This is a genomic window from Flavobacterium sp. 9 (assembly GCF_002754195.1).
Classification (GTDB): domain Bacteria; phylum Bacteroidota; class Bacteroidia; order Flavobacteriales; family Flavobacteriaceae; genus Flavobacterium.
The window spans coordinates 854,045-868,224 of record NZ_PEEU01000001.1 but is presented as its reverse complement, the minus strand read 5'-3'; the positions used below and the strand labels follow the sequence as shown (position 1 = coordinate 868,224).

General features: G+C 32.0%; 5 protein-coding genes. 4 read left to right on the top strand and 1 reads right to left on the bottom strand.

The window, feature by feature from the left end; translation table 11 throughout:
- The first annotated feature begins 113 nt into the window (after window positions 1–113).
- The gene (locus CLU81_RS03065) at window positions 114–1,217 is read left to right on the top strand and encodes an alkene reductase (RefSeq protein ID WP_099708482.1); all 1,104 of its coding nucleotides are present in this window, start codon (window positions 114–116) and stop codon (window positions 1,215–1,217) included.
- Window positions 1,218–1,468: 251 nt separating this feature from the next.
- Here the strand turns inward: CLU81_RS03065 and CLU81_RS03060 are convergent, their stop codons facing one another.
- The gene (locus tag CLU81_RS03060; protein WP_233209644.1) at window positions 1,469–2,152 is read right to left on the bottom strand and encodes a response regulator; all 684 of its coding nucleotides are present in this window, start codon (window positions 2,150–2,152) and stop codon (window positions 1,469–1,471) included.
- A 93-nt stretch (window positions 2,153–2,245) separates the two neighbouring features.
- Between CLU81_RS03060 and CLU81_RS03055 the strand changes: the two genes are divergently transcribed.
- From CLU81_RS03055 to CLU81_RS03045, 3 genes are all read left to right on the top strand, one after another.
- Window positions 2,246–2,572, top strand: a complete 327-nt coding sequence (locus CLU81_RS03055) for a hypothetical protein (protein ID WP_144444464.1) — start codon at window positions 2,246–2,248, stop codon at window positions 2,570–2,572.
- A gap of 108 nt (window positions 2,573–2,680) precedes the next feature.
- Window positions 2,681–4,690 carry a tetratricopeptide repeat-containing sensor histidine kinase gene (locus CLU81_RS03050; protein ID WP_233209643.1) on the top strand — a complete coding sequence of 670 codons (2,010 nt, stop codon included), beginning with the start codon at window positions 2,681–2,683 and terminating at the stop codon, window positions 4,688–4,690.
- A 589-nt stretch (window positions 4,691–5,279) separates the two neighbouring features.
- Complete coding sequence (locus CLU81_RS03045) at window positions 5,280–13,976, top strand: non-ribosomal peptide synthetase (protein ID WP_099708478.1); 8,697 nt, start codon at window positions 5,280–5,282, stop codon at window positions 13,974–13,976.
- The last annotated feature ends 204 nt before the right edge of the window (window positions 13,977–14,180 follow it).

The following is a 14,180-nucleotide window of genomic DNA, read 5'->3' as shown; positions in this document are numbered from 1 at the left end:
TTCAAAAACATAAAGGAGTTAGTTTTAAACGAAAAGACGAGATTGCTCAAATGGCTTATCAGGACAAGAGCATCATAAAAGAATAAAACGATCACTATAAAAATCATAATAAGATGAAGTATCAAAAACTATTTCAGCACTATAATTTAAGCGATAATCATTTAGAAAACCGTTTTTTAATGGCTCCAATGACGCGTTCAAGAGCTTCTCAACCTGGAGATATTCCAAATGCTTTAATGGCAGAATATTATGCCCAGCGCAGTACGGCGGGTATTATAATTACAGAAGCAGTTCAGGTTTCTCTCCAGGGAAAGGGATATGCCAAAACACCCGGAATTTACAGTAAACAACAAATAGAAGGCTGGAAATTAATAACAGACGCGGTACATCAAAACGGGAGCAAAATATTTCTGCAGTTATGGCATGTAGGCAGAGTAAGCAGTTCTAAAGTAAACGGTTTACAGCCAATCGCACCTTCGTCACTAACGGCTCAAAACACAAGTGTTTATATTTTTGACGGCGCTCCAAATGGTGATGCCACTTTTGTACCTGTAGATGAACCAAGAGAAATGAATAAAACCGATATTGAGGTTGCAATTAAAGAATTTGTTGAAGGTGCAAAAAATGCTATTGAAGCCGGTTTTGACGGTGTTGAAATTCACGGGGCAAACGGTTATCTGATCGATCAGTTTTTAAGAAGCAATAGCAATATAAGAACTGATGAATATGGAGGCACTAAGGAAAACAGAATTCGTTTACTGCTTGAAATTTCAAAAGCGGTAGCGAATGCAGTTGGAAAAGGAAAAACAGGAGTCAGACTTTCTCCCTTTATTAGTTTTAAAGATATGGATGATCCGGAGATTTTGGAAACGATAATGCTTTCAGCAGAAGAGTTGAACAAACTTGATGTTGCGTATATTCATCTTTGCGAAGCTGATTGGGATGAGGCACCTCAAATTCCAATTGATTTTAGAATTAAACTTAGAGATACTTTTAAAAACACCATTATCGCTACCGGCAATAAAACTCCTGAAGAAGCCGAAAAATTACTTCAGGAAAATTTGGTTGATTTAATTGGTTTTGGAAGAAATTTTTTGACTAATCCGGATTATCCTGCCAGAGTGAAAGAAAATTTGAGCTTAAATAAAATTTCAGATAATCATACTTTATTTGGCGGCGGCGGGGCACGAGGTTATATTGATTATCCTTTTTTTTGAATTAAAGAATTGTAATTCTTAGCAATGAAATTTTGCCATAAAAAAAGCCCTAATTTTCATTAGGGCTTTTTGTAGTGAAAGCAGGATTCGAACTTAATCGTCTGAAACCTTGCTTAACTTGTTTGAAATGAGTCTTATAAGTTTGTTTTTGAAAAGTAAAATTAAGCAAAACAGAAAACAACTTAATAAACACTATATCATATCTTTTATAAATGATTAATTACCTGTAGAAATAATTTAATTTACTGTCTTTATAGTAACCCCAATTTTTTAGCTTTCTCAATTAGATCCTTATCGCTTCCTTTTCCCAATAAAAGCTGGTCTTTGATGTTTGCTTTTCTTTTTTCTATAGCGCTCATAGAGAGAGGAATATATTCAGGAAGATTAACAGTTTTAACTCCTTGAGAAATTAGGGTTAAAATTTGATTATCGTGGGTATCCCAATTTATATTTCTTTTAAATAATTCTCTTTGAGATTCTATTATAGTATTACTTCGGAATATATCGCCTTCAAGAATTTTTTTGCAAATTATTGGAAACAATTCAAAGTTAATGTCGCTTTTTGATATAAAGCCTTCAGGGTTTATTCCTTTAATGATTTTGTCTACGGTCAGAGGTTCACTATGCATTGTAAGAAGAACTATTTTACAATTTGGGAACTTTTCTCTAATAAGTAAAGCCAAATCAATACCATTAAAAATATTGTGCTCTTTATAAGGAGGAAGATTGATGTCTAGTAAAGCAAAATCAATTTTTGTATCTTTTTTTTGTTGAAAATTTATTTTGTTGTATGCATCTTCACAATTGTAGCTCTTAATAAAATTTGGTTCGTTTTTTTGAAAATCATCGTAAGATAAAAGATTTATATAACTATCGACTGTCATAGGGTGATCATCGACTATCAAAATAGTAAGATACATATTTGTTTTTTTCAATTTCACACAAAATTAATTAAATTTTACGGTTATTCCGTAAAATTGTAGGAAATGATTGCTTTTTATTTGTTTGCTATATTAAAATTAAATTTTATGAAAAACAAATTATTTATTGCTGGGCTTGTTTTTATTTCGTTATTGACGTACTCATGTTCAAATGATGATGAGTTTGGAATGCCGGAAAGTAAAAATAATAATTCTAAAATTAAACCAGAGGTTAATTTAAAAAATGAATTAGTACCAAAAAGAATTGATTCAACTACAGTAATTTTTAGTAAAAGAGATGCTATAGAAAGAAATACTATAGAAACAAACGTTAGAGAAGGAAATGCTAGAGAAGGAAATGCTACAGAAGAGAATGGTATTGAGTTAAACATGGTTCCGGGAGACCCAAGTAATCCAAAACCACCTAGACCTTAACTTCTTATTCCCGTAATTATTTAAAGAAAGGCAATGATTATTTATAATTACTTAGTCTTCATTTGTTTCAAAATACTATATTTGAAATTATAAAAAAATAATTACATTTTGATTAGTCCTGGTAAAATTGTTTGTTTGTTTCTGATGTTATTACTTTTTTCATGTAAAAAACACACAACTGTTTTATTTGACAAAAGTCATATAGATAATTTATCTGTAGATAAAAAAGAAAAATATTTAGATTCAATAGTTGATTTGTTGAAATCTAAAAAAAATGATTCCGTTATCAGAGATCTATATTTAAAGGTAGCTTCTGAATATTATTATATTAATAATTCTGAAAAATCTTTAAAGGTTAGTTTGAAATCTTTGGAGTTATCTGAGCAATCAAAAGATAGCATTAGAATGGCGAAATCATTATATTTTGTGGGCGATTCTTATGAAAACTCAAGAAAAGACAGTGCTTACTTTTATTATCTGCAAGCTCAAAAAGTATACACGAAAATTAATGACTATGATAATGTTGGCAGAATGTTATTCAATAAAGCCCATGTTTTATTTTATGACGGGAATTATATAGAATGTGAGGTTGAAGTTTCAAAAGCATTACAGTATTTAAAAAGATCTAAAAATCATTGTTTGATTTATACTTGTAATAATTTAATGGGTAATTGTTTAGAGAAATTACTTAATTACGATCAGGCACTACTTTATCACAAATTAGCATTGGGTGAATTAGAAAAAATGAAACTAATTGATTATGATAAAGATGAAATAAACAACTATAATGTAACGTCTACTATTAATATCTGTAATTTATATGATTTAAAAGGAGAATTTTCGAAGTCGATAGAAAAGTTACAAAGTTTGCTTTCAGAAGATTTGAAAAAAAAGATGCCTCGTTTATATGCTAATGTTTTAAGCAATTTGGCATACTCAAAGATGAGAAATGGTGACTATGAAAATGTTGAATCCATGTTTTTCGAATCCTTAAAAATTGTTGAGGGCATTGGAGTAGAATCCGATATTTTGTACAAAAAGATTCGTATAGGAGAATATTTTTTAACTCAGAAAGATACCGTAAAATCAATTCAAAGTTTAAATCAAGCGAATCAACTCGCAATTAAAACTAAAAGCAGTAATGAAGTTTTGACTTCATTAAAATTACTCTCTGCAATTGACAAAAAGAATAGTTTGTTTTATACAAATCAATACATTAAGGTAAGTGACAGTATTAATGCAGTTCAAAAAAACACACATGATAAGTATGCCAGAATTGAATATGAAACTTCAAGAATTGAAGATGAAAATAAAGTTTTGACCAAGAGTAATTTTTATATTTTAATTATTTCATTTGGACTGATTTTATTATTGGTCGTGTTTTTTGTTTTCAGATATTTAAAATACAAAAATAAAGAATTGCAGTTTTTACAGCAACAGCAAGAAGCTAGCGAAGAGATATATTTGTTGTTAACTGAGCAGCATAAAAAAATAAATATTGCAAAAGAAAATGAGAAAACTAAAATAGCAAAGGAATTGCATGATGGCATAATGAACAAAATTTATGGTGTCCGAATGAATTTAGGCTTTTTTAATTCTAAGGTAGATGAAGTTATAATTGAAAAAAGGAAAGAATATATTTTTGAATTACAAAATATTGAGAATGAGATTAGAACTATATCGCATGATTTAAGCCGAAGTTCTTTTTTTGACGACAATGATTTTAATGTATTGTTATCAGGTTTAATTGAAAATCAAAAAGATATAAGCAGTACTCAATTTAAGTATTTGAAGGATGAAAAATTTGAATGGGCTACTATTCAAAATATATATAAGATAAATGTATATCGTATAATTCAGGAGGCGATTTTAAATATTAATAAATATTCGAATGCAGAAAATTGTGATATAAAAATTCAAAGGAAGGAACGAAATCTTTTAAAAGTTAGCATTACTGATGACGGAGATGGATTTGATATCAATAATAAAAAAAATGGTATTGGATTGAATAATATGAAGGAAAGAGCTAATTCTTTAAATGGTCAATTAAAAATTGAATCAAAAATAGGGAAAGGGACAAAAATTGAAGTCACATTTAATTTTCAGACACCAACTTAACAATATTATTCAAAAAATGTAGCGTTAAGTTGCGTTTATCTGATTTTGGACTTCTATTATTATTTCGATATATATAACTTTAAATAGGTATTTCTAATTAATTTCTCATTCGATTTGAGGCAGAGCTTCAATAAAAACAAATAATTCTCATTATAAAATCCCGGTCCAATTCTTCATGGAAACGGGATAAAATTACATAGATAATTATGTGATGTTCTATTGTATTTAGAACTTCTTAAAATCAAAAAAACGGTATTTCTTTCTTTCCATAAAATTAATTTGAGTCAATAATTATTGCTTTGCTTTCGTAGGGAAAAGTCCGTAATTTTTATATCAAAAGTCCGTAATTTTTAGATAAATGTTACTGCTATTTTAGCATACAACCTATTGTGTTTTTACTGTTGAAAATTAGTATTTAGATGTAGATTCTTGTAATTGAGGCAGCAAACTATATTTAAAAAACGTATTGTATTACTTGTGAAAGCGATGCACAAGTTGCATTACAATAGTTAAATTTTGTCATAGAAAAAGCATAGTAAGGTCTGGCTACTTATTTAATAAACTAATGGTATAAAAGAATTACGGTACAATGGATCACATCAACGAAAAAATAGCTAAAGACTATTGGCATAAAAAAAACAATAGGATTGTTCATTCTAAGGAAGGTTTTTCAGGAAGTTCTTTTATGGATTTTATTATAGTTGATGCCTCTGAACTTTCTTATTTCTACAAATTGACAGCGGAAAATACGGTTGCAGAATTTACGGTGTTAATTGCACTTTATAATATGCTGCTTCAACGATATTTTGAAGATTCTAATGTTTTGTCTTTGAAGTCATTTTTATCGTCTCAAAAATCACTTTTGTGTTATGAATTTCAATCGATTGGTCAAAAAACGATAAAGGAGTTTATACAAGAAACTAAAGAAGAAGTTCAAGAGGTTTATAAGTATGCTCCTTATTATGCAGATGCTATTATCGAGCAAACTTCGTATGTAGATTATATTCCTTTTCAGTTTAATTATGGAGTAGATAATGAGCCTTCTGAATCCTATCAAGGATTGTCATTTCATATTGAAAAGCTTGAAAATAAAGATTTACGTGTTTCATTACATTATTCTGAGAAATTTATAGAAAATAATATTGTCCCGCATTTTTTAAAGAATTTTAAAAGCTGGCTTGAAGAATTAGAAGTAAATATTAATGTATCGGCATCTAAGATACCTTTAGTTTCAAAAGAGGAGCAAAAAGTCCTATTGCATACTTTGAATACGGAGAAATGCGACTACGACTACACTATAACACTAGCTGGAATTGTCGAAAGGCAAGCAAATAAAACACCTCAAAATATTGCTGTTGTCTGTGGAGAAACTTCACTTACTTATGAATCACTTAATGAACAGGCAAACCAGCTTTCTCATTATCTTATTAAAGAGCATGGCATTTTAGAAGGTGATTTTGTTGGAGTTAAATTAGAAAGAAGCGAAAAACTTATTATAACACTATTGGCTGTTTTAAAGGCGGGAGCCACTTATGTTCCAATAGATGTTAACTATCCGGAAGAAAGAATTGCCTATATAGAAAAAGATAGTAAGTGCAAGCAGGTTATTGATGTTGCGATATATAGTGATTTTCAGAAAAACCAAGTTAAATATGCTACTGAAAATCCATTATCTAATAGAAAATCAGATGATCTGGCCTATATTATCTACACTTCGGGTACTACAGGTAATCCTAAAGGTGTGATGATTACGCATCAAAATGCCGTAGCTTTGATTTATTGGGCACAAGAGGAATTCAATGTAGAAAGTTTTGATATTGTTTATGCTGCTACATCACATTGTTTTGACCTTTCAGTTTATGAAATGTTCTATCCGCTTTCTGTTGGAAAAAAAATAAAAGTATTAAATAACGCTTTAGAGATTGGGGCAGAATTAGCCAACGATCATAAGATTTTATTGAATACAGTTCCTTCGAGTATCCGTAATATTTTAGAAGAAGGTTTTTCGCTTGATAACGTTAGTGTAATTAATCTTGCAGGGGAGCCCTTTCCCGTAGATATTGCTAAAAAGCTTCTACAAACCAATGCCGAAATTAGAAATTTATACGGTCCTTCAGAAGATACAACTTATAGTACTTGTTACCAGTTGTCTTCAAAAAAAATATATCAGAACATTCCAATTGGTAAACCTATTACCAATACACAGGCTTATATTTTAGATGAAGAGTTGCAATTAGTGCCGGCTGGTATTATGGGGAAATTATATCTTTCAGGAGATGGACTTACCAAAGGTTATCTCAATCAGCCAGAACTAACGATAGCAAAATTTATAGAAAATCCTTTTGAAGAAGGGGAAAAGATGTATGACACAGGCGATTTGGCAAAATGGATGCCTGATGGAAATCTTGCCTATCTGGGGAGAAAAGATCATCAAATAAAACTCAGAGGTTATCGTATTGAACTTGGAGAAATAGAAAATGTTATGCTTTCGTTTTCTCAAAACATGCTGCAAGCGGTTGTTGCCGTTAAAAAAAATAGAGGCGAAGATGCTTTAGTGGGATATTATATAGAAAACACCGCTGTAGATAAAACACATTTGAGAGCCTATTTAGAAAAACAGCTCCCAGCTTATATGATTCCCTCATACTTTATAAAAGTAGAAACTGTTCCACTAACTCATAACGGAAAAGTAAACAAGAATGCTCTTCCTGAAATAGAAGATAATAGCATTGTTAAAAAAGAATATGTAGCACCTGTTGATGGCTTAGAAAAAGAATTAGTTCAAATTTGGGAACAAACTCTGGGAATTTCGCCCATAGGTATGAACGATCATTTCTTTGAATTGGGAGGTCATAGTCTAATGATTTCGCAAATTATTAATGCCGTCTATAAAAAACTTCATAAGAGTGTTCCGTATAAAGTGTTTTATACTAATCCTACTCTAAGCGATTTAAGAAAAGTATTGAAGAATCAGGAATATTTGTCAATCCCTTTGGCTCCTTATTCAGAATCGTATCCATTGACACATTCGCAAAACCGATTATGGTTATTAAGCCAACTGGAAGGTGGGAATGAAGCTTATCAGATCTCAGGCGCAGTAATACTAAAAGGAAATGTTGACGCCGTTAACTTTACTAAAGCATTCAATCAGATTGTTGAACGTCACGAAATTCTGAGGACTTTCTTTAAAAAAGATGAAGAAGGAGTTGTGAAGCAATTTATAGTTCCAAATCACGAATTTGAATTTGCGATAGAAACCAAAGATTTCTCCCATGAGAAATCACCATATCATAATGTGCAGGATTATATTGCAGAAAAAGACAAGCTAACCTATAATCTTACTGAAGCACCTTTATTTAGAGCTTCATTACTAAAAATAAGTGATGATAATTTTGTCTTTTATTTATCAATTCACCATCTTATAAGTGACGGTTGGTCTCTTAAAGTGTTGACTAATCAGGTTTTAGAATGTTATGATGCTTTACAGATTGGAGAAACAATCTCTTTGTCTGAACATTCTGTTCAATTTAAAGATTATGCAATATGGCAAATCGAAGAGCAGAAAAAAGAAAGATATCAGCTTGCAAAAGAATTTTGGATCAAACAATTTGAAGAAACAATTCCAGCGCTTCAATTGCCGGGTTACACAAACCGCCCCGTGGTAAAAACATATTGTGGGAATCAGTTGCGTCATGTTTTCTCTACAGAATTACTTACCAAACTACAAAACCTTTCTAAAGATTCTCAGGTGACACTATTTGCAGTGTTGATGGCAGGAGTAAAAACACTATTGTCAAGATACAGCATTCAGGATGATATTGTTATTGGAACTCCTATAGCCGGACGTGAACATCCGGATTTAGAACACCAGATAGGTTTGTATATTAATACACTTGCAATACGAACGTCGGTAAACCAGAAAGAAGGATTTTCGGCATTGCTTCAAAGAGAAGGAAAACAACTTTTGGAAGCCTATGAACATCAAAGCTTCCCATTCGATGTTTTGATTGAGCAGTTAAAAATTTCCAGAGATACATCAAGATCTCCTTTGTTTGACATCATGGTGGTTTTGCAGAATCAAAACCAGGTATCAAACTTTAAAAATAAATTTTCTTCGGATATTGCCATAGAAGAATTTGAAATAGACAGAAATGTAGCTCCTTTTGATATTGTATTTACTTTTACAGAAAAAGAAGCACTTCACTTAGAAATTCTTTATAATTCAGATCTTTATACCTCCGATTTTATTCAGGGAATAATTAAGCATCTGGAGAATCTATTCTATCAGATAGTTCAAAAACCTGAAATACTTCTGGAAGAAATAGATTTAGTTTCCCAAAATGAAAAAGAAATCCTATTACACACATTTAATAATACCGATGTAGATTTTGATACTGAAAAAACGATAATAGATTTGTTTTTGGAGCAAGTAGCAAAGACACCTCAAAACAAGGCTGTAATAGCAAATGGCGGGGCGCTAACTTATGCGGAATTAGATGAATTATCCAATAGATTAGCGAATTATCTCATTCAAAATTATAAGGCCACTCAGTATGATTTGGTAGCTGTTAAACTAGAGAGAGGGGAACGTCTGCTTATATCATTACTGGGGATCTTAAAAACAGGTGCTGCCTATGTGCCTGTAGATACAAACTATCCTGAAAACAGGATTAGGGATATCTTAAATGATGTTGCCGCCAAGGTGGTAATAGACGATACTTTTCTGGATGACTTTTATTGCCAGGAAGAACTGTCTGCTGTACAACCGCAAATACAAGCTAAAAGCACAGATCTGGCTTATGTAATTTATACTTCCGGATCTACAGGAAAACCAAAAGGAGTGATGATTACGCATCAGAGTTTGGTGAATCTGTGTTTTTGGCATAAAGAAGCCTATAGCGTTAATGAAACCAGCAGAGGAACTTTGTTTTCGGGAGTTGCCTTTGATGCATCTGTTTGGGAAATTTATCCATATCTGATATCGGGAGCGACACTTTATCCGATTCAAAAAGAAGAAATACGTCTTCAGATACCAACGTTAGTAAGCTTTTTACAAAAAAATGAAATAACGCATGCCTATTTGCCTTCCAAAATATGTCAGGATATCATGGCAGAAGAAGGGGTAGAATTGTCTACAATCATTCTGACAGGAGGAGAAAGCTTGAATTATTCTATAAATACCTCTTTACAAATATATAATAACTACGGCCCAACTGAAAATACAGTAGTAACGACTTATTATGATTGTAAAAAAGCTGTAAAAGAAAAGGTATCCATAGGTAAACCTGTAGCGAATACCCGCGTTTATATTCTGTCTGAAAATTTAAAATTACAACCAATTGGTGTTATAGGAGAGTTGTGTATTTCGGGAATTGGACTTTCAAAAGGGTATTTGCATCAACCGGAACTTACGGCAGAGAAATTTATCCAAAACCCATTTAAAGGGGAAGGAAAACTATATAAAACCGGAGATTTAGCCCGATGGCTGCCCGATGGAACTCTTGAATTTGTAGGCAGAAAAGATAATCAGGTAAAAATACGAGGCAATAGGGTTGAATTGAGTGAAATTGAACATGTTATTAGAGAATATGATTCTGCAATTACAAATGCTTTGGTATTGGTAAAAGAGATAAATAAAGAACCTGCTATAATTGCCTATTATACTACGAGAGCAGCTATAGATAAAAAATTACTTCGAGATTACTTAAAAGAACAGTTGGCCGATTATATGGTACCCAGCTATTATATCGCACTGGAAACGTTACCGTTGAATGCAAACGGGAAAGTAGACATTTCAAAACTGCCAACTATATCAGAAGCAGATATCCTGAAAAAAGAATATGTTGCACCAGGAAACAATACTGAAGCAAAGATTGCTGTAATCTGGCAAGAACTTTTAGGGCATCAAAAAATAGGTATTACTGACGATTTCTTTGAACTTGGCGGGCATAGTTTACTGCTAACGAAACTACTAAGCGAATATCAGAAAATATTTAAAGTATCAATTGACCTTAAAACACTCTATGCAAATACCACTCTAAAAAATCATGCTGTTCTTTTAAATGATTCAGCAGAAGAGGTGCTGGAGATTGAAAAATTAGCCAATCAGGAATACTATGATTTATCGCCTTCGCAAATTCGATATTGGTTACTTTATAAAATACATGGGAAATCCAGAGAATTCAATATTTACAGTACGTTTGAATTGCCAGATGATTTAAATGCGGTCGCTTTCGAAGAAGCGTTTAATATCCTTTTGAAGCGTCATGAGATTTTAAGGAGCGTATTTGTTGAAGACGCCGGTATTCCTAAACAAAAAATCTTGTCAAATTTGTTGATGTCCATTCCTTTCTTTGAATCGGAATCAGCTATTAAAAAAGAGGTTTTTGAACATGAGTTTGATCTTGAATCGTCTCCTTTATTTAAAGTAGCCATTTTAAAAAAAGACACTACGCATACATTGTATTTCAATATGCACCACAGTATTGGCGACGGTTGGTCTATGGGAATTATATCGAGAGATTTAATGGATATTTATAGTGCCATAATAGCGGGCAAAACTGTAGAACTTCCAGAATTGTCAATACAATATAAAGATTATGCACAATGGCAAAATAAGCTGCTGCAATCGCCGGAAGTTACTGTTCAGGAAAATTATTGGAAAGAAAAACTTGCAGGACCTTTATCCTATTTGCAGTTACCATTAGATTATAATGCAAAATTAAAAAAGGCAGATACTTCTTCTTCCTACACAGTATATATTACAGAAGAAAGAAAGAAAAAAATAGAGGAATTATCCAAAAAAAATGGCATTAGTGTATTTGCAGTATTTGTTGCAACGCTTAAAATGCTATTGTTTAGACTTACGTCAGAAGAAGATATTATTATAGGAATTCCCGTGGCAAACCGAAACCATTATCAATTAAAAGACTTGGTAGGTTGTTTTATTAATACGTTGATGCTGCGAGATAAAATAAGTGAAAACATATCCTTTCAGACATGGCTGCAAGAGATTAATGACACATTAGTAAATGCTTTAGTACATCAAAACTATCCTTTTGAACAGTTGCTGGAACTGATTGATGCTCCTCAAAATGACAACCGTTTTCCGTTAAGTCCCGTATTTTTAAATATGGTTGATTTTGATGCAAAAGTGCTCGAAACAATAACTGACTTTAGTCCAAATCACAAACTTTTGGAAGCAACTCCAAAATTTGATATGGAATGCTATATAAAAAGTTATGCAAATGGATATGGTATAAACTGTGTGTATGATCATGAGCTCTTTAAAAAAGAAACTATTCAATATTGGATGAATGCCTATTTATCAATCATTGATCAGGTAATAGAGAATGACAAAATAACATTACACACGATAAAAGTATTTGAAGATTATATTTCTGAAGAAGAAGATTTAAAACCTGCTAATGATTTTGAATTTTTTGAGGCAGACGAAATCCAACAAAGTATAGCAAAACGATTTGAAAAACAAGTAGATCGATTTCCAAATCATACAGCAGTATTTGCCAATCAGACCGCACTTAGCTATAAGATGCTGAATAATTGTGCTAATCATTTGGCGAGACAAATCAATGAGAAAGCCAATCCTGATACAAAACGAATAGCGCTGCTTTTAAATCACAATGAAACCTGTGTAATAGGAATGCTGGGCGTTCTTAAAGCCGGATATGCCTATGTGCCTATAGATGCCAACAGTCCTTTGAGCAGGATTCAGTACATTATTGAAGATTCAGGGTGTAACCAGTTGGTTTGTAATGATGCTACTATAGAAAAAGCCCAACAATTACAACAAGAATTACCGCAATTATCAATTGTAAAGATATCTGAAAATTATACTCTTTCAGAAATTCCAAATCCTGAAAATAAAGCAAGTGCTTCATCGGAAGCTTATGTTTTGTACACTTCAGGTTCTACAGGCATGCCAAAAGGTGTTGTGCAAAATCAAAGAAATGTACTTCATTTTATACGAGTATATACTAATAATGTTCACATTGCAATCAATGATAATTTAAGTGTTTTCTCCACTTTTACCTTTGATGCTTCTGTAAAAGATATTTATGGTGCTATTTTAAATGGTGCTACAGTGAGTATCTATGATATTGTTGAAAACGGACTCGACCAACTTTCTTCCTGGCTGCTCACTCAAAATATTACGATTATACATATGGTGCCAACCATTTACAGAAATTTTTTAAAAGGACTCGAAGAAGGCGAAGTATTACCTACAGTAAGATTAATTGATTTAGGCGGAGAATCATGTCACAAGCCGGATTTGGATTTATTTAAAAAATACTTTCTTGAAGGCGCATTTTTAGTAAACGATTATGGACCAACGGAATCTACTATTGTTGCTCAAAAATTCTTAAGACACACCTCTCAATTAACGAGAAACAATATGCCATTAGGTAAAGCAGTAGAGGAAACGGGCATCTTCTTACTGGATGAAAATAATCAACTAAGAGGTGTTTATCAAACAGGAGAAATCACTTTCAAAAGCGAATACCTTTCATTAGGCTATCTCAACAGGCAGGAATTAACAGAGAACGTCTTTATAACAGACCCGATTACAGGAGAAGGCAGAGTTTATAAATCCGGTGATATAGGGAAGATGCTTCCTACTGGTGAAATTGAATTTTTGCAGCGTAAAGACTCACAAGTAAAACTCAATGGATTACGAATTGAATTATCTGAAATAGAATATCAATTAGAGCAGATTGAGTCCATAAAAGAGGCGGTTGTTTTGCTTAAAGAACTGCAGCAAAATACTTATATAACAGCTTATGTCAGAGTAGATGAAAGTTTAGAAGCATCTCAAATAAAAATGCTTTTGGGGAAAATATTACCCAAATATATGATCCCGACGATCTATATAACTCTGGAAGAATTTCCGTTGACAAGAACTGGTAAAATTGAGAGAAAGGCATTGCCAAATCCTACCATATCAGATTTGAAAACGGTGCCTTATGTAGCTCCTCAAAACGAGATCGAAACTAAATTGGCTGCTATTTGGGCAGAAGTTCTCAAACTCGATCTTGAGATTGTAGGGACTGAAGATAATTTCTTTGAATTGGGAGGAAATAGTCTGCAGGCAGTTGTTTTGATTAATAAAATAAACAAAACATATAACACTGTATTTTCTATAGCAAACCTATACGAGACTTTAAACATTCGAGATTTATCGGCATTGTTGAACTTCTCCATACGTCAAAATAGTGAATTAGATACCATATTTGAAGAGCAAGATCAAGACGAAATTATTTTGTAAAGATTCTTCAAAAACTAAGATTCAATGTTTGTTATAAGGTTTAAGGGAATCATTTTTTTTAGATATAACCTATAAATTTATGTATTTGATTATCAATTATTTATGTTTTCGAATTCAAAAGTCCGTAAATTATAAGTCAAAAGTCCGTAATTTTTAAAGGAAGGTTGCTAATATTTTAGCGTAAAGAAACTTATCAAGTAATTT

Excerpts from the sequence above, each read along its gene's own strand:
- CLU81_RS03055 (WP_144444464.1), top strand. The coding sequence starts at position 2,246 with ATGAAAAACAAATTATTTATTGCTGGGCTTGTTTTTATTTCGTTATTG.
- CLU81_RS03065 (WP_099708482.1), top strand. The coding sequence starts at position 114 with ATGAAGTATCAAAAACTATTTCAGCACTATAATTTAAGCGATAATCAT.
- CLU81_RS03045 (WP_099708478.1), top strand. The coding sequence starts at position 5,280 with ATGGATCACATCAACGAAAAAATAGCTAAAGACTATTGGCATAAAAAA.